This window comes from Neobacillus rhizosphaerae (assembly GCF_050477885.1).
In the GTDB taxonomy this organism is placed as follows: domain Bacteria; phylum Bacillota; class Bacilli; order Bacillales; family Cytobacillaceae; genus Neobacillus; species Neobacillus rhizosphaerae_A.
In genome coordinates this window covers 15,233-33,900 of sequence record NZ_JBCNAC010000129.1, presented here as the reverse complement: position 1 = coordinate 33,900, position 18,668 = coordinate 15,233, and the positions used below count along the sequence as shown (strand labels likewise).

15 protein-coding genes are annotated in these 18,668 nt (G+C 38.7%); 13 read left to right on the top strand and 2 right to left on the bottom strand.

All coding sequences use genetic code 11. The features are described from left to right. Window positions 1-87 precede the first annotated feature (87 nt). The 7 genes from ABES03_RS18295 (at window position 88) to ABES03_RS18265 (ending at window position 7,172) form a co-directional block, all read left to right on the top strand. Window positions 88-822 (top strand): MBL fold metallo-hydrolase, encoded by a 735-nt coding sequence (locus tag ABES03_RS18295; protein ID WP_430119273.1) that lies wholly within the window; start codon window positions 88-90, stop codon window positions 820-822. 16 nt (window positions 823-838) lie between these two features. Further along, window positions 839-1,828, top strand: a complete 990-nt coding sequence (locus tag ABES03_RS18290) for a lipoate--protein ligase (protein WP_430119271.1) — start codon at window positions 839-841, stop codon at window positions 1,826-1,828. 439 nt (window positions 1,829-2,267) lie between these two features. Continuing rightward, entirely contained in the window at window positions 2,268-3,830 is a 1,563-nt protein-coding gene (locus ABES03_RS18285) for a fatty acid--CoA ligase family protein (protein ID WP_430119269.1), read from the top strand. A gap of 75 nt (window positions 3,831-3,905) precedes the next feature. Next, complete coding sequence (locus ABES03_RS18280; protein ID WP_430119267.1) at window positions 3,906-4,682, top strand: enoyl-CoA hydratase-related protein; 777 nt, start codon at window positions 3,906-3,908, stop codon at window positions 4,680-4,682. A gap of 102 nt (window positions 4,683-4,784) precedes the next feature. After that, window positions 4,785-5,507: an AzlC family ABC transporter permease gene (locus ABES03_RS18275; protein WP_430119277.1), complete on the top strand. Its 723-nt coding sequence runs from the start codon at window positions 4,785-4,787 to the stop codon at window positions 5,505-5,507. Beyond that, window positions 5,497-5,805: an AzlD domain-containing protein gene (locus tag ABES03_RS18270; protein WP_430119265.1), complete on the top strand. Its 309-nt coding sequence runs from the start codon at window positions 5,497-5,499 to the stop codon at window positions 5,803-5,805. The genes ABES03_RS18275 and ABES03_RS18270 overlap by 11 nt, the downstream gene beginning before the upstream one ends. A 95-nt stretch (window positions 5,806-5,900) precedes the next feature. Then, a complete protein-coding gene (locus ABES03_RS18265; protein ID WP_430119275.1) occupies window positions 5,901-7,172 on the top strand; it encodes a M48 family metallopeptidase in 1,272 nt (423 codons plus the stop codon). 99 nt (window positions 7,173-7,271) lie between these two features. On the opposite strand, the gene ABES03_RS18260 is transcribed toward ABES03_RS18265, so the two are convergent. Then, window positions 7,272-7,508: an IDEAL domain-containing protein gene (locus ABES03_RS18260; RefSeq protein ID WP_430119263.1), complete on the bottom strand. Its 237-nt coding sequence runs from the start codon at window positions 7,506-7,508 to the stop codon at window positions 7,272-7,274. A gap of 189 nt (window positions 7,509-7,697) precedes the next feature. Between ABES03_RS18260 and ABES03_RS18255 the strand changes: the two genes are divergently transcribed. Further along, a complete protein-coding gene (locus tag ABES03_RS18255; protein ID WP_430119261.1) occupies window positions 7,698-8,276 on the top strand; it encodes a competence protein ComK in 579 nt (192 codons plus the stop codon). A gap of 18 nt (window positions 8,277-8,294) precedes the next feature. Here the strand turns inward: ABES03_RS18255 and ABES03_RS18250 are convergent, their stop codons facing one another. After that, window positions 8,295-8,660 carry a hypothetical protein gene (locus ABES03_RS18250; protein WP_430119259.1) on the bottom strand — a complete coding sequence of 122 codons (366 nt, stop codon included), beginning with the start codon at window positions 8,658-8,660 and terminating at the stop codon, window positions 8,295-8,297. A gap of 267 nt (window positions 8,661-8,927) precedes the next feature. Between ABES03_RS18250 and ABES03_RS18245 the strand changes: the two genes are divergently transcribed. The 5 genes from ABES03_RS18245 (at window position 8,928) to addA (ending at window position 18,645) form a co-directional block, all read left to right on the top strand. Continuing rightward, on the top strand, window positions 8,928-9,869 hold the full coding sequence (locus ABES03_RS18245) for an LCP family protein (RefSeq protein WP_430119257.1): 942 nt from the start codon (window positions 8,928-8,930) through the stop codon (window positions 9,867-9,869). A 50-nt stretch (window positions 9,870-9,919) separates the two neighbouring features. Further along, on the top strand, window positions 9,920-10,585 hold the full coding sequence (locus ABES03_RS18240; protein ID WP_430119255.1) for a TVP38/TMEM64 family protein: 666 nt from the start codon (window positions 9,920-9,922) through the stop codon (window positions 10,583-10,585). Then, window positions 10,575-11,129: a signal peptidase I gene (gene lepB / locus ABES03_RS18235; protein ID WP_309865943.1), complete on the top strand. Its 555-nt coding sequence runs from the start codon at window positions 10,575-10,577 to the stop codon at window positions 11,127-11,129. Before ABES03_RS18240 ends, lepB begins: the two co-directional genes overlap by 11 nt. 243 nt (window positions 11,130-11,372) lie before the next feature. Then, entirely contained in the window at window positions 11,373-14,870 is a 3,498-nt protein-coding gene (addB, locus tag ABES03_RS18230) for a helicase-exonuclease AddAB subunit AddB (protein WP_430119253.1), read from the top strand. Next, window positions 14,863-18,645 carry a helicase-exonuclease AddAB subunit AddA gene (gene addA / locus ABES03_RS18225; protein WP_430119251.1) on the top strand — a complete coding sequence of 1,261 codons (3,783 nt, stop codon included), beginning with the start codon at window positions 14,863-14,865 and terminating at the stop codon, window positions 18,643-18,645. The genes addB and addA overlap by 8 nt, the downstream gene beginning before the upstream one ends. Window positions 18,646-18,668: the final 23 nt, after the last annotated feature.

The window sequence follows — 18,668 nt, the reverse complement described above, 5'->3', positions numbered from 1 at the left end:
CACTGTTCTTTAACACAGCCGTTTGATTAGGATATTAGACTGATTTTGAGTATATTAAAAATAGTACTATAAACGGAGGGTTTAATTATGAAGTTAACAACAATTGGTTTTTGGGGTGGATACCCTAAGCAAAATGGAGCAAGTGCAGGCTACCTACTTGAACATAAGGGCTTTCGACTATTAATAGATTGTGGAAGTGGAGTACTTTCCAAGATGCAGAATGTGATTCAACCAGAAGAACTGGATGCCGTTATTATTTCACATTACCATCCGGATCATACTGCGGATATTGGTGTGTTGCAGCATGCAAGATTAATCCTAGGATTTTTAGGGAAGACTTGTCCAACTCTTCCTATATATGGTCACCATTATGATGACCATGAATTTACGAAATTAACCTACAAACAAATTACAAAAGGGATTGCGTATGATCCTGCAAGTACTAGTGAAATCGGACCTTTTACGGTATCATTCTTAAAAACAGATCATCCGGTACCATGTTATGCGATGAAATTTGAAGCCGATGGAAAGTCGCTAGTATACACGGCAGACAGTTCATTTAAAGAAGAATTTATTGAGTATAGCAAAAATGCAGATGTCCTGTTATGTGAGTGTAATTTCTACGGAAATCAAAACGGCAAGTCAGCTGGTCATATGAATAGTCTAGATGCGGGCAAGTTGGCTCAACAGGCATCCGTCAAGCAATTAGTCCTTACTCATTTACCGCAATACGGTACATTATCTGAGTTAATTGAGGAGGCATCTACACAATTTACTGGTATAATAAAGCTTGCAGAAGAATTCCAATCTATTTCACTATAAGAAGGGGAAGTATAGTATGTTATTTATCGATAATAAAGGCATTACAGATCCTCGTATTAATTTAGCGATAGAAGAATATGCACTAAAAAATCTGGATATTAATGAAACCTATTTATTATTCTACATAAATGAACCAAGTATCATCATCGGCAAGAATCAAAATACCATTGAAGAAATTAACACAGGGTACGTGGAGAGTAATGGGATCCATGTCGTTCGTAGGTTATCTGGTGGAGGCGCAGTGTACCATGACCTAGGGAATTTAAACTTTAGTTTTATTACAAAGGACGATGGTGAGAGCTTTCATAATTTCCGGAAATTCACTGAGCCCGTTGTGGAGGCATTAAAAAGCTTAGGGGTAAACGCGGAACTAAGTGGCAGAAATGATTTACTTGCGGAAGGAAGAAAGGTTTCCGGGAATGCCCAATTTTCTACTAGAGGCAGAATGTTCAGTCATGGTACTCTGTTATTCAATTCAGAAATGGATCATGTCGTCTCGGCTTTAAAGGTAAAAAAAGATAAAATTGAATCAAAGGGTATTAAATCTATTCGTAGTCGTGTGGCCAATATATCTGAGTTTCTACCTGAAAAAATAGATATTCAAGAATTTCGTTCTCTCATTCTCAAGCATATTTTTGAAGGAAAAGAGGATATTCCTGAATATGTACTGACGGAAGATGATTGGGAAAAAATTCATCAGCTTTCGAAGGAACGTTACCAAAATTGGGAATGGAACTATGGGAAGTCCCCGAAATTTAATCTGCAGCACTCACATCGGTTCCCCGTTGGGTCGATTGATGTTCGACTGGAGGTTAATAAAGGACTAATTGAGAATTGTAAAATTTATGGAGACTTTTTCGGTGTAGGCGATGTTAGTGACATCGAGACGAGGTTAACAGGTCTCCGTTATGAAAAAAGTGATTTAGAAAAGGCACTTGCAGACTTGGAGATTTCCCGCTATTTTGGAAACATCACCAAGGAGGAATTCATTAATTTGATCTATTAATAATGCTGAAATGTAGATTCACTAGTAGAAAGCGGTCTACGTGCCCGAATGGCATGAAGATAAGGGGAGCCGGTAACGTAGAAGTGGTCTACGTGCCCGAAAAGGATGAAGAACCGAGGGCCCGGTAACGTAGAGGCGGTCTACGTGCCCGAAATGCATGAAGAACCGAGGGCCCGGTAACATAGAGGCGGTCTACGTGCCCGAAATGCATGCAGATAAGAGAAATCTGGGCCGTAAAAAGTAGCAATATAATATACTTATAATTATCTAAAATAAGGAAGCTGACTTAGGAAGGTGCCAGGCACCAACTGAATCAGCTTCTTTTTTTAAGAGATTTTAAGGTATTATACTTGAATACTCAAATTTCTCGCAATATAATATATTTAGAAAATTTTTATAATTAACTGAATGAGTATTCATTCATATGGGGAGGGACACTATGAATTTATCAACCAAGTTTCACGAAACAGCAAAGGTCTATGCTGATAAACCAGCGTACTATTTTATGGGACAATCGAGTACCTATGCCGAATTAGATGTTGCAATTACCAAATTTGCCTCAGGTCTTGAAAAATTAGGAATTAAACAAGGGGATCACATTGCACTATTGTTAGGTAATTCACCGCATTTTATCATCAGTCTCTACGGGGCTTTACGGTTAGGGGTAACTGTTATCCCCGTAAATCCGATTTATACTGCAGATGAAATTGGCTACATTTTAAATAATGGTGATGTCAAAGCAGTCGTTGCCCTCGACTTAGCGATCCCATTGGCAGACAAAATGCACACTTTCTTACCAAAGATAGAGCATTATGTATTTTGTGAAACAAAGCCTAACAGTCTGGAATCATCTGAAATTGAAACTCTTTCTGTCTACCCTAAAATGAAATCGTTTACAGAAGTGGTGGGGATGGGGGATATCTCTTTTCAAGGGCCTGATCTTCAAGACGACGATGTAGCAATTATTCTATATACATCTGGAACAACAGGGAAACCTAAGGGAGCCATGTTAACCCATCAGAATTTGTATAGCAATGCCAGTGATGTTGGGGATTATTTAAAAATGAATCAAGATGACAGAGTGGTAACTGTTCTCCCAATGTTTCATGTCTTCTGTTTGACGGTTGCCTTAAATGCCCCGTTACTAACTGGAGCAACCCTGTTGATTGCACCGAAATTTAGCCCTAAGGAAACCTTTTCGCTAATAAAAGACTATGAGGCTACTGTGTTTGCCGGTGTTCCGACTATGTACAACTTCCTTTATCAATATCCAGAGGGAAATCCAGATGACTTACAATCGTTACGTTTATGTATTTCTGGTGGAGCTTCTCTTCCAGTTGCCTTGTTAAAGAATTTTGAACAGAAGTTCAATGTATTGATTTCTGAAGGGTATGGTTTATCTGAAGCATCGCCGGTCACTTGTTTTAACCCGCTTGATCGTCCGCGCAAGCCTGGTTCCATTGGTTGCTCCATTCTCCACGTGGAAAACAAAATTGTCAATGAACTTGGGGAGGAAGTACCTGTGGGTGAAGCAGGCGAGTTAATCGTTCATGGTCCCAATGTTATGAAGGGTTATTATAAAATGCCAGAAGAATCCGCGGCTGCTATTCGAAATGGTTGGCTTTATACAGGTGATATTGCAAAAATGGATGAAGACGGATACTTTTATATTGTTGACCGGAAAAAGGATTTAATTATTGTTGGCGGTTATAATGTCTATCCACGTGAAGTAGAAGAAGTAATCTATGACCATCCAGATGTCGTCGAAGTAGCTGTTCTTGGAATTCCTGATCCAAACCAGGGGGAGGCAGTGAGTGCGTATGTAGTCAGCAAAAATCCAGATTTGACAGCTGATCATGTACTGGCATATTGTAAAGAACACTTGGCAAAATATAAAGTTCCATCATCGATTGAGTTTTTAGAAGAACTCCCGAAAAACACAACTGGGAAAATATTAAGACGAGCATTAAGGACGCAAGTGACACAATCAGTTGGAAAGTAAGTTAAAATTTTTTCTATGAAAGGCAGGCATTTGGCCTGTCTTTTTCGAATTGATTTATATAAAGGGGGAGTTCTGATGGAACAAATTTTACTACAAATATCTAATCACATGGCAATCGTAACCATTAATCGTGAGGAATCACTGAATGCGTTTAATTATGAGACATTGCTAGAATTACAGCAAAAGGTAGAAGATATCCGGATTCATCCAGAAGTTCGGGTCGTGATCTTTATTGGGGCGGGTGAAAAGTCTTTTAGTGTGGGTGCTGATTTAAAAGAGCGCAAAGCCTTAACGGATGAGCAAGTGAAACGAAATTTGTTTAAAATCAATGAGGTGTTCAATGCAATCGACCAACTACCACAGCCTACTATTGCAGCGATAAACGGCTTTGCTTTTGGCGGGGGGATGGAGCTTGCTTTAGCTTGTGATTTTCGCATAGCTGCTAAAGAAGCGTTAATGGGACTAACGGAGACAGGTCTGGCTATCATACCCGGCGCTGGTGGAACACAGCGGCTCCCTCGCTTAATCGGTCAGGCAAAAGCTTTAGAGCTTATCTTATCTGCCCGAAGAATGACGGCAGATGAGGCGTTGTTTGCTGGGGTGCTAACACGGGTTGTTGAGCGGAAAGACTTATTGAATGAGTGCTTTGCTTTTTGCGAACCATTGCTTGCAAACGGCCCCGTCGCAATACAGCAGGCAAAGTATGCGATAAAAAATGGCATGAATACAGATTTACATACAGGTCTTCAAATTGAACGAAAGGCTTACGAGGTAACGCTGCCAACTGAAGATCGGGTGGAAGCATTGCAAGCCTTTGCAGAAAAAAGGAAACCAGTTTTTAAAGGGAAATAAACATGGCCTCCGCCATGTTTTTTGTTTTTATTTTGCCTGAAAATTTGCTAAAATTTATGTTTATATGAGAAATGGATTATGGGGGGAATCAGGTTGGCAGATATGGCAATAGGGAGAGAGACATCTGAGTTTAAAAAGGGGATCCAGGCTGGCATAACGATCGGGATTGGTTATTTTCCCATCGCACTAACTTTTGGACTTCTAGCAAAAACATCAGGCCTTTCCATTTACGAAACAGTTTTAATGAGCCTCATTGTGTTTGCTGGTGCATCACAATATATATCATTAAGTCTGATCGCCTACGGGACGGGAATCTTCGAAATTATTTTAACGACGTTTATTGTGAATATCCGTCATTTTTTAATGAGTACCTCATTAACGGAAAAATGTGAGGAAGACCATTTACTGAATAAACTGCTATACTCTTTTGGCATTACGGATGAGACGTTTTCTGTGGTTGCCACGAAAGAAGGCACTGCTACAACCGGCTTTATGTTTGGTGTTATTTCCGTGTCCTATTCAAGCTGGGTTGTATTTTCCGGAGTGGGTCACCTTATTGGAGCAAGTTTGCCACAAACCTTACAGGAAAGCATGAGTGTAGCACTTTATGCAATGTTTATCGGTCTATTAGTCCCTTCCATGAAAAAAAGTGTAAAAGTGGTTTTTCTAGCTGCACTTGGTGCGGTTTTTAACACGATTTTTACCGTCAATCACATAATGGCCCAAGGGTGGGCTATAGTTACGGCAACTCTTTTATCAGCAATTTTGATCGAAATAGGTGAAGTATTGAAAAACAAGCATCGGGGTGTACAACATGAAAAGTGAAATCATTTGGATGATTATTGGAATGGGATTGGTCACTTATATACCTCGAATGTTGCCGTTTGTTTTATTTAAAGGAAAAGAGCTGCCACCATTTGTTCAGGGCGTCTTAAAAAATGTTCCCTACGCTACTCTCGGTGCATTGATTTTTCCAGCTATTCTTTTTATTCAAAAGGGAGATATTTGGTATGGTGTATTGGGGGCAGCCACAGCTTTTATTGCCGCATATTTAGGTGCAAATGTAATTGTAGTTGTCCTTGGCTCCATTGCTGTCCTTGCTCTATATTCGTATCTTCTGTAAGCCGGTCATGTACCGGCTTTTTTTATGGTTCTAAAACCGGCAGATTAAACTAAACTAAATATAGAGAGAGGCTGTACACAAAGGGGGACAAAATGATGGTAAGAAAAATGGGGGTCTATGCGGTATTGGCCTTCTGTCTGTATGGATTGTTTTTTTATTGGTACTTATTTTACTTTGCTGATACAAAGTTACCTTTTGAATATGAAGGATCTAAAGCTGACCCGGCTACCTTTTTAAATGGTAGGGAGCTCATGTTGAGCGAAGAGTATTCAAAGATTAGAAATCTATTGTTTTTTTTATCTACACCCTTTGAATGGCTGTTTTATTTTTTACTATTATTGTTTGGCTTTTCTAGAGCTTTCAAGCGCTGGGCAGAAAGCTCCTCAAAGTACAAATTTCTGCAAATGGCGATCTATCTAATTTGGTTATCCTTTTTTGCTTTCTTAGCAACATTTCCTTTAAATTATATTAGTTATACTTTATCTAAGACGTATCACATTTCCAATCAATCTTTCCCTTCCTGGATGAAGGATGAATTAATTGATTTTTGGCTTAATTATGGGACATGGTTGATTATTGTGCCTGTTTTATATTGGCTTATGAAAAAAAGCAATAAACGCTGGTGGCTCTACGGATGGCTGTTGTCCATACCGTTTACCTTATTTATGATGTTCTTGCAACCAGTTGTTATTGACCCACTATACAATGATTTTTATCAGTTGAAAAATAAGGAATTAGAAACAAAAATTTTATCCTTAGCAGAGAAGGCAGACATTCCAGCCCAGCATGTTTTTGAGGTAAATATGGCAGATAAAACAAATTCTTTAAATGCGTATGTAACGGGAATTGGTTCTAATGCAAGGATTGTCCTATGGGATACTACTTTGAATCGGTTGAATGATAACCAAATCCTCTTCATTATGGCACATGAAATGTGTCATTACGTCGAAAAACATATATACTTCGGAATTGGGGGGTATCTGTTACTCTCCCTGCTGGGATTATATTTGACCTATAGGTTGATGAACTGGGCAACAAAGCGCTGGGGAAAGGAACTTAAAATAACGGATGTAGCAGATATACGTTCACTACCTTTATTTTTCATGATTTTATCCATGCTTATGTTTGCGGCCAGTCCATTTACGAATTTTGCTTCTCGCTATCAGGAAACACGGGCGGACAAATATGCGATTGAGATGACGAAAAATCCAGAAGCTGCGATTACTTCATTTCAGGAGTTAAGCCGCTCAGGTTTAAGTCAAATCAACCCTCCTTTCTTGGTGAAAATTTTCCGTTATACACATCCGTCTATGCTCGACCGAATTTCGAGCCTGGAGGAATACGAAATAAAACTTAAAAATAAATAACTACACTTTGGCTGAAGATTCTGCGTCACTTCAGCCTCTTTTTATTAATTAAAGCCATAACAAAAAACCGCCCAATACAGGCGGTTCATAAAGGTTAAATTACGTTCCAAAACGCTTGTTAATGTCCTTGAGCTGTCCAGATAGTAGGAGAAATGATCGTTTGTCTCGCCTGTCGATGGCCAAATCAATCTTGCGTAATAATTTTTCTTTTTCCACAGTTAGCTGAATCTCCGATAAAAGCATGTCGATGTACAAATCCTGGATGAAGTTCTCTTTCAATTGATTGCGTTTCATGGCACCAAGTTTCATTAATTCTGTGTATGATTTTTCATTCATGAAAATCACCTCTGATGCTTTTTTCTATTATATGGAGTTTTCACATTATTATCAATACTATTTATAATTTTCTGAAAAATAATCACTTGACATATATTGTGAACAATTTAGCAACAATTCAGAAAAAACAATGAATTTTTTGTCGAAGGTGGTAAGATGTGATAGATACTATCAAAGGAGCTGAATGGGTTGAAGCAAAAAATAATTGAAGAATATGAGGTAAATTCATCCACCATGTTTATACAACCAGTGGAATACGGCAGTAAAATATATTCTCAGATCTTTGAGACGGATGGTGAATTCTTGTCTCCATTTAAACCGTTCGATATTATCAAACATAGCTGCGAATTTTATGGAGCGGATTACCAATCAAGACGAAGGGCAACAAAGGATCTAACTAATTACACGCGTAAAGTACCAATTGCGATTGAGCCGAGTAACGACATCTTCTTTTTTCCTACTGCTTCACCTGAGAGTTCTTTTTGTATGTGGTTTTCACCATCACAAATTGAAAATCATTCGCCAGCACCAGGTGTGAAAACTAAAGTTCTGTTTCAAAATAAACAATCACTTCTATTCGATGTTCCTTATATTACTTTTAACAAGCAGATGGAAAGAACTTCTCATGTAAAAGCAAGGTTTTTACAAAGATTGGAAAGAAAGGGAAATAAAAAGACGTTTTATTTAATAAACAGACCTAAATTAGGAAAGGCATCAGAAACCCAACGAGAATATACGAATCATATAAAAAATCCGAATCCGAAATAAGAGTTGCTACCCATTATTTTACCGGGACAGATGTTTTTTTAGTAAGTAGGCTTCCATTAATTCTTGAACCTTATTTCGAATTCGTGGATTAAAGTAATTATGGTTTTCCTCATAGCCTTTGTAAATAAACATGTACATCGTAAAGGCGTCGTCCCGTTTTGTTTCAATGACTTGGAGTTTATTTTTTTTCATATATTGTTTTACCTCAGCCAATTCCCGTTGAATTTCCTTCATTGTTTCCTCAATCAAGTCCAAATACGGTTTTTTTAATTTGAAAGGACTTTTTTCTACAACAGATAAATCCCGGTTTAGGACAATCAGAACCATCGGTAAATAAATGGCTTTCTCCATAATGTCACGATCATTCTCTGGAATTCGGGTCATGGATATTCCACCTTTCTGTGAAAATAAGAACAAGTGTTCTTTTTTATTTTACGAAAAAGCTACAACAAAAGCAATAGGACTTTATTTTTACCAAAGCTCGTCATGTGGCGAGCTTTCTTTGTTGCAAATTTCGCCAGATTTATGAGAAAGTTTTTATTAATAGAAGGATATCTGGTAGGGGAAAATGAATTAAATGGAGAAACCTTTAAAAAGAAATATCAGTCATATATAGGTGAAGATAAAACAGGGACGAATGGTGGTAAACGAATGAGAGCTGATAAACATCAACATAAGAAAAAGAGAAGATGGACGTCCATTTTGCTTGTATTCTTACTATTAGTTGGAGCATGGGCTGGTTATGCCTATTTTCAATTTAAACAAGGAGTAAATCAATCATTAAAGAAAATAAATAAGGATAGTACAGATAATGAAGAAGTCTATACATTTGAAGGACAAAAAGATCAGTATGGAGATACGAATATTTTATTGCTTGGAAGTGATGCCAGAGGGAAAGAAAAGTCCCGGGCAGATACCATTATGATTGCACACTACAATGAGGACAAAGGGACCTTCAAACTAACATCCATTATGAGAGATAGTTATCTAGAAATTCCTGGTCATGGGAAACATAAAATTAATTCGGCTTTCGCACTCGGGGGCCCAGAGTTAATGAGACAAACGATTAAACAGAACTTTGATATTGACCTTCAATACTATTCAATCGTTGATTTTCAAGGTTTTGCTCAGTTGATTGATGAAGCTTTTCCTAATGGAGTAGAGATCAATGTAGAGAAAAAGATGTCTGCAAATATCGATGTCACTTTAGAACCAGGCCTACAAAGATTGAACGGTACACAACTGCTTGGATATGTTCGCTTCCGTCATGATGCTGTAGGTGATTTTGGACGGGTTGAACGGCAACAAAAGGTAGTGAAGGCAATTGGAGACCAATTGAGTGGGTTTCAAACAATAACGAAACTGCCTAAATTGATTGGTGTAGTCACTCCGTATGTGAAAACAAATATGGACACATCTGACATGCTATTTATGGCAAAGGATTTCTTTTCAGATAAAAGAGGAAATGTAGCTACCTTACGAATTCCTGTGGAAGACAGTTTTACTGAGCCACGAATTAAAGGAGAAGGTGCTGTTTTAGATATTGATGTCGAAAAGAATAAAGACGCTCTTCATCAATTCATTTCCCAGTGATACCTCTATAGTACAAAAGGAATAGGACAAAAAAATAAAGGAGAAAAGGGATGGACTTTGATGCACTGAAAGCATGGTTTACGCTTGAAAATATTATGAGTCTAATACAGGAATATCGAGCCCTAGGTCCATTACCTGGCATCTTGCTTACCATTATTGAAGCATTTCTTCCGTTTCTCCCATTATTCCTATTTGTAATGGCTAATGCTAGTGCATTCGGACTGTGGTTAGGTTTTTTATATTCATGGATTGGAACTTGTATCGGAGCACTATTGGTTTTTTTGCTTGTTAGGAGATATGGGCAAGGAAGATTATTATCTTTTTTGCAGAGGCATCCAAAGGTTCGTAAGCTCATGGATTGGGTGGAACGCCACGGTTTTGGTCCGCTTTTTTTACTCCTTTGCTTTCCATTTACACCATCGGCAGTCGTCAATATTGTCGCTGGTCTTTCAAAAATTAGCACAGCCCAATATATGCTTGCGGTATGCATTGGTAAAATGGTGATGATTTTCACAATTAGTTTTATTGGGTATGATATTCATTCATTAATAACAAAACCTTTTCGCACGGTCATAGTATTTCTTGTTATTTTCATTCTTTGGTATATAGGAAAAAGAATTGAATTTAGATTGAATAAGAGTACAGAAACTGACCATAATGAAGAATTATATAGAGAAAAAGAGATGGAGAAAAGGAGGAGTTACAATGAAGATTGAATGGAAAAAGGAAGGAATGGAATGGGTTAAGGCGTTTGCAATAGGTATTATTATTTTTGCTTTTATTCGCACATTTTTCTTCTCCAACTATATTGTGGAAGGCGAATCAATGATGCCAACATTACAAGATGGTAACAAACTTGTAGTGAATAAACTTGGCTATCAAGTGGGGGAATTGAATCGCTTTGACGTAATCGTTTTTCACGCAAATGCAAAAGAAGATTTTGTTAAAAGAATTATTGGGCTTCCAGGTGATAAACTAGAGTATCGAAATGATCAATTATATATTAATGGACATAAGTACGAAGAGCCATTTTTAGATGTTTACAAACAGAAGTCACCTGGTTTAAAAATAACAGGCGATTTTAGTTTGAAAGAAATAACAGGCGAAAATATAGTGCCTGAAGGGAAATTATTCGTATTGGGTGATAATCGACTAGGAAGCTGGGACAGCCGCCAATTCGGCTTTATCTCTGCAACCCAAGTGGTTGGAAAAGTAGATTTACGCTACTGGCCATTAAATGAAATGGACGTCCATTTTTAATATTTTAGCTGTGTTAAAGACCAGTGTTGATTTTTACCCCCTTGGAGCGGAAATCAACAGGCAGGTTAACATAGCCAATATTTTTAGAGCAGGACAGGCACGATTGGTAAAATCGTGTTTTTTTTGCGGAAAAATACCAATTATGGTTTTAATCGCAATAAACAGATACAAACATTTGTACTGCTTTTTATGATAAAATGAAAGATAGAGTTTTTGACAGTTTATAGGAAGTGAGGTTGGCATATGTCATTAAGAATGGTAATTGGACGATCAGGAAGCGGCAAAACATCCATGTTCCTTGATGAAATTCGTAATCGGCTGATTAATCAACCAGAAGGTACTCCCATTATATATATTGTTCCTGATCAGATGACATTCTTATCTGAATACCGCTTGGCTACTGACCTAAAGCTTGGGGGAATGATTCGGGCACAAGTATTTAGCTTCTCCCGGTTAGCATGGAGAATTCTGCAGGAAACAGGCGGAATAAGTCGAGTGCATTTAAGTAATGTCGGAATTAACATGTTAATCCGCAAAATAATTGATGAGCAGAGGGACCAATTGAAGCTTTTTCAAAGAGCTGCGGATAAGACTGGATTCGTTCAGCAAGTAGAGCAAATGATTATCGAATTTAAGAGGTATTGTATTAGTCCAGAGGAACTAATACAAGCCCCAAAGCAAATTGGACCAGGAGAAACCTCAGGTTCAATGGCCCTGAATGATAAATTAATGGATTTAGAAATCATATATCAAAAATTCGAAGAGGAAATATTCGGTAAATATATTGATTCAGAGGATTATTTCCGTCTTCTATCAGAGAAGATATCCAGTTCTTCTTATTTGAAAGAAGCAGAAATCTATATAGATGGATTTTATAGCTTTTCTCCGCAGGAATATCGTGTGTTGACTGAGTTGATGAAACATTGCCAAAGGGTTTCCATCGCGTTGACAACGGAGCGCCTATCGGTAGAATCTGGACCAGATGAGCTTGATTTGTTTCGCTTATCAAGTGAAACCTGTTATTCCATTTATGATTTGGCAAGGGATCAAGGGATAGAAGTGGAGGAGCCTGTTTCCCTCCAAGAGCAAAAAAAATGGAGCCATCTGTCTTTACGTCATTTAGAGGGGAATTTTGATTCCCGCCCGGTCATTCCTTTTTATGAGAAGACGGAAATTAATATTTGCCAAGCGGTCAACCGCCGAGCTGAAATTGAAGGAATTGCAAGAGAAATCCGCCGCTTAGTTAGAGAAAAAGGGTACCGCTACCGAGACATCGCATTATTAATCCGTAACGGACAAGACTATCATGAAATTGTTGAACCAGTATTCGAAGATTATCAGATTCCTTATTTTATTGACCAAAAGCGGACGATGTTAAATCATCCTCTTATCGAGCTAATTCGCTCAACGCTGGAAGTCATTAACACATACTGGCGCTATGAATCTATTTTCAGAGTCATTAAAACCGAATTAATCTATCCGTTACAGGAAAATCCGATAAAAATGCGGGAGAAGATGGATAGACTTGAAAATTACGTCCTTGCTTACGGCATTAATGGAAGTAAGTGGACGAAAAAGGATCGCTGGAGTTACCGGAGAATTAGAGGGCTGGAGTTAGCGGGAAATGGACAAACAGATGCCGATCGCAAAATGGAGCAGGAATTTAATGAGTTAAAGCTAATGGTAACGGCGCCGCTTTTCCGCCTCTCAAGGCGATTGAAGAAGGCGGATACCGGACGCAAACTTTGTGAAGCCATCTATTTATTTTTAGAAGAATTAGATATTCCAGAGAAGCTTGAAAAGTGGAAAGTGGAAGCGGAAGAAAAGGGTAATCTTGTGAAAATGCGAGAGCACGAACAGGTGTGGAACGCGGTAATTGATTTATTAGATCAATATGTAGAGATTTTAGGAGATGAACCAGTTTCACTAAAGTCTTTTGCTACTATCTTAGAATCTGGATTTGAGTCTTTGCATTTTTCCCTAATACCTCCCGCATTAGATCAAGTATTAATTGGAGACTTAGAGAAATCAAGATTAATGGATATCAAGGTCTGTTTCGTGGTTGGCGTTAATGAGGGAGTATTGCCAGCGAAAATTTCAGACGAAGGAATACTATCAGATGAAGACCGGGAAATGCTTCTTTCAGCTGGTATCAACGTTGCACCAAGCAGTCGAACACGTTTGCTGGATGAAAATTTTCTAGCGTATAAAGCTTTTACTGCACCCGCTGAGGAGCTTTACGTAACCTATCCATTAGCAAATGATGAAGGGAAAGCTCTAATTGCCTCTTCGTATATCAAGAGGATAAAAGACATGTTCCCTGAGGCGAAAGAACATTATTATGTTTCAGACCCAGCAGAATTGCCGGAAGAGGGGCAGCTAAGCTTTATTACAAATTTTACTACAACCTTATCTTATTTGACATCCCAACTTCAGTTGAACAAACGAAATTATCCGATTTCAAATCTCTGGTGGGATGTGTATAACTATTATTTAGAAAGTCCGGGAAAGGAAAAGGCAAAAAAAGTGTTTTCGAGCCTTTTTTATACAAACCAGACGGTACAGCTTTCTAAACAGGTGGCTGACGAATTATATGGTGATAACATTCAGGCGAGTGTTTCGAGAATGGAATTGTTTAATAGCTGTGCTTTTACTCATTTTGTTCAGCATGGTTTAAGGCTTCGAGAAAGACAAATTTTCCGCTTAGAAGCGCCTGATATAGGAGAGTTATTTCATGCGGCTATAAAGTATATATCTGACACAGTTAATACACAAAACATCTCCTGGGCGCAGTTAACGAAAGTGCAATGTGAGGAATTATCGAAAGAAGCGGTCAATGCCATAGCTCCAAAATTACAGAACGAGATTTTGTTGAGTTCCGAGAGGCATCATTATATCAAACGGAAATTAGAGCAAATTATTACCCGTGCTTCACTTGTGTTAAGTGAGCATGCAAAAGTAAGTGGATTCTCCCCAATCGGATTAGAATTGGGATTTGGAGCAAACGCGGAGCTGCCACCATTAAGCTTTCCTTTGAAAAATGGAAAGAGAATGGAGCTGGCAGGGCGAATTGATAGGGTCGATCAAGCAAAGAGTGAAGACGATAATGTGTTCTTAAGGGTAATTGATTATAAATCAAGTGAAAAAGACGTCCATTTAAGTGATGTATATTATGGTCTCTCCCTGCAAATGATCACCTATTTGGATATTGTTATGACCTACTCAAAGGAATTAGTTGAGATGGAGGCAAGTCCTGCAGGAGTCCTTTATTTTCACGTTCATAATCCGCTTATTAACTCCACAAAATTGTTGACTATGGATGAAATTGAAGCAGAAATTATGAAGAAATTTAAGATGAATGGTTTATTGTTAAGTGACCAAAGTGTAATCAAACTCATGGACCAAACGCTTGAGACAGGTGATTCGCACATTATATCCGCTGGGATTAAAAAGGATGGAAACTTAACCAAGCGTTCAAAAGTTGCTAGCATGGAGCATTTTAATGATTTAAGAAATTATGTAAGGACGTTGTATCAGAAATCGGGGAACGCTATCGTCGATGGACATGTAGAGATTTCTCCATATAAACAGAAGGACAAAAAGGCTTGTACCTTCTGTCCTTATAAATCAGTTTGTCAATTAGATGAAGTAATTGAGAGTAATCCTTACCGTGTGATTGCACCGTTATCAAATGAAAAGGTACTTGATTTAATCCGAGAGGAGCTGAGTGGAAATGAGTAATTCTTTCATCCCTCCGAAACCTGCAGATGCCACTTGGACAGAAGACCAATGGAAAGCGATTATGGCTAAGAATAAAGATATTCTCGTTGCAGCTGCGGCCGGATCAGGAAAAACAGCAGTCCTTGTTGAAAGAATCATCCAAAAGATTCTTTCAACAGATGACCCGATCAATGTAGATGAATTATTAGTAGTGACGTTTACGAATGCTTCCGCTGCGGAGATGAGGCATCGAATTGGAGAAGCATTAGAAAAAGCGATTGATGTGGATCCCGGTTCTCGGCACTTAAGAAAGCAGCTCAGCTTACTAAATAAAGCATCCATTTCAACTCTTCACTCTTTTTGTATGGAGGTTATCCGGAAGTATTATTACTTGATTGATGTGGACCCTGGGTTTCGAATCGCAGATGAAACAGAAGCACAGCTAATTAGAGATGAAGTAATGGACGAGCTTTTTGAAGTAGAATATGGCAAACCAGATAACGAAGCCTTTTTTAACCTAGTTGATTCTTTTACGAGTGACCGAAGTGACGATGCACTGCAGGATATTGTGCGATCGATTTATGACTTTGCCCGTTCGAATCCGTTACCGGAGCAATATTTACAATCTATTATTGATATGTATAATGTTGTTTCGACAACAAATATAGAAGACCTTCCTTTTGTCCAGGCCCTTCTTTTTGATATTGAATTGCAATTGGAAGCTTCAAAGGAAATGATAAAGCGAGGCTTGGAGATCACTAAGCTTCCGAATGGACCAGCACCTAGAGCGGAGAATTTTTTAGATGATCTGCATGTAATTGATACATTAATAAAAGCTAAAGAAGATTCTTGGGAGACGCTGTATCAAGCCATGCAAACATGGTCCTTTTCACGTGCAAAGCCAGTGAAGGGTGATCACTTCGATAAGGAATTAGCAGAGAAGGCCCAAAAACTGCGTGAAAAAGCAAAGAAGAAAATTCAAGATATTGGTGAAGAACTCTTTTCACGTAAGCCAGATGGTTTCTTGCGTGATATGGAAGAAATGAAACCGTTAATTGAAACACTTGTCTATCTTGTAAAAGAATTTGCTGAGCGGTTTGAAAAAGCAAAGAGAGAAAAAGGGCTAGTGGACTACGCTGACCTCGAGCATTACTGTTTGCAAATTTTAACAGGGGAAAATTCCAATGCAGGTGAATTTCAACCTTCAGAGGCAGCACTTGCATACAGAAGACATTTTAAAGAAGTCTACTGTGATGAGTATCAGGATACAAATATGGTACAAGAAACAATACTGAAGCTGGTGACGAAGGATGAGGAGCAATTTGGCAACCTGTTCATGGTCGGAGATGTGAAACAGTCCATTTACCGGTTCCGGTTGGCAGAGCCAAACCTGTTTTTAGGCAAGTATAATCGTTTTACTGTTACTGGTGAATCAACAGGATTGCGAATCGATCTGGCACGAAATTTTAGAAGCAGAAAAGAAGTACTCGAGGCGACCAATTATTTATTCAAACAAATCATGGGTGTTAGAGTTGGTGAAATCGAATACAATGAAGCAGCAGAACTGCGGAATGGAGCACCGTATCCAGACGATGAACCATTTCCTGTAGAGCTGATTCTTATCGATCAAAATGCTGAATCACAAGAAAACCCTGAGGAAACAGAAGCAGTGGCTGAAATGGCCCAGGCCGGATTTGATGCAGCTGAACTTGAACAATCTCAGCTTGAAGCCAGAGTAATGGCTGCTAAAATTAAAGAATTAGTCCAACAGGGTTCACCGGTTTATAATACGAAAACGAAGACGAACCGTCCCTTAATGTACCGAGACATTGTCATCTTGCTAAGGTCCATGACGTGGGCACCGCAAATCATGGAGGAATTTAAGCAGCAAGGCATTCCCATCTATGCCAATTTATCCACTGGATATTTTGAGGCAACCGAAGTAGCGATTATGATGTCCTTGCTCCGAGTGATTGATAATCCTTCCCAGGATATACCGATTGCATCCGTGCTGCGTTCGCCTATCGTCGGCTTAAATGAGGAGGAACTAGCGAAAATTCGTATTCACCAGAAAAAGGGGTCCTTTTGGGATTCCGTTACCGCTTTTTGTCAGAGCAAGCCTGATGAGACAACTGAAATTTTTTATGAAAAAGTCCGACGCTTTTATGATGCTCTAACAGAATGGCGTTCATTGGCTAGACAAGGCTCGCTGTCGGACTTAATCTGGCAGTTATACCGTGATACTCAGTTCTATGATTTTGTCGGTGGTTTGCCCGGTGGAAAACAGCGCCAAGCTAATTTACGAGCGCTTTATGACAGAGCCCGGCAATATGAACAAACCTCCTTCCGTGGGTTATTCCGCTTTTTACGTTTTATTGAACGAATGATTGAAAGAGGGGATGACTTAGGCGCTGCCAGAGCTTTAGGTGAGCAGGAAGATGTTGTGAGGATTATGACCATCCATAGCAGTAAAGGGCTCGAATTTCCGGTTGTGTTTATGGGAGGAATGGCAAGACAATTTAATTTGTCCGATATTCGTAAACCATATATGCTTGATAAAGAATATGGATTTGCAGCAAAGTATGTCAATATAAAGAAACGTATATCGTATCCATCGCTGCCCCAAATTGCTTTTAAGAGGAAGAAGAAAATGGAAATGCTCGCCGAAGAAATGCGTGTATTATACGTGGCGATGACAAGGGCAAAAGAGAAACTATATGCAACGGCCACCTTAAAGGATGCCCTTAAAAAAATAGATCAGTGGAATGATGTCTCCTCTAATACAGAATGGCTGTTAAAGGATTATGAAAGGGCATCAGCAAATAGCTACATCGATTGGATTGGTCCTGCAGTTATTCGCCATCAAGACTGTGGTGAATTACGAACTAGAGGTGAAATCAATATTCATGTTCCATCAGAAATCACCAATCATCCTTCTTCATGGAACATTTCATTACTAAATGCTGAAGAAATTAAAAACCAGGAACTAACACTTGAAATCGAACAAGACCACTTTATGGAGATGGTACAAAAGACAGAGCCAGTACCAGTAGAATCCCTTTTTGCTGAGGAAATACAAGACCGATTAACTTGGGAATATTCTCATCCAAGCGCAGCAATCCATCGCTCAAAGCAATCGGTTTCTGAAATCAAACGCAGTAGGGAAATAGCGGATGAACATAGCGGTACAGAACTTGTTCGACAATTTAAGAAGACCATATCCAAACGACCTAAGTTTATGCAGGAAAAACAGTTAAGCCCTGCTGAGCGGGGGACAGCCATGCATATGGTGATGCAGCATGTAGACCTATCAATACCAATTAGTGAGGAATCGATAAAGGATCAGCTTGAAGGGATGGTAAGGAATGAGTTGCTAACCCCAGAGCAAGCAGTGGTAATTGATAGCAAATTAATTGTTCAGTTTTTTCATTCAGAATTGGGGCAAAGATATTTTCATGCGAAAGCTATTCATAGGGAAATCCCGTTCACACTCTCACTGCCTGCAAGAGAAGTTTACCCAAATTGGAAAGATTCAGAGGAAGCAGTGTTTGTACAAGGAATTATCGACTGCATCCTTGAAGATGAAAACGGCTTGGTGCTAATTGATTATAAATCAGATGGAATTACAGACAGGTATAAAGGTGGTTTTTCGCAGGCAAAACCCATCCTTGAAGATCGTTACAAGCTGCAAATTAATTTATATACAAGGGCGATTGAACAGATTTGGAAAAGAAATGTTGTAGAAAGATATTTATTTTTCTTTGATGGAGCCCATATCTTAAAGGTTAATAAATAAAGATAATAAAAAAATGAGGGTGA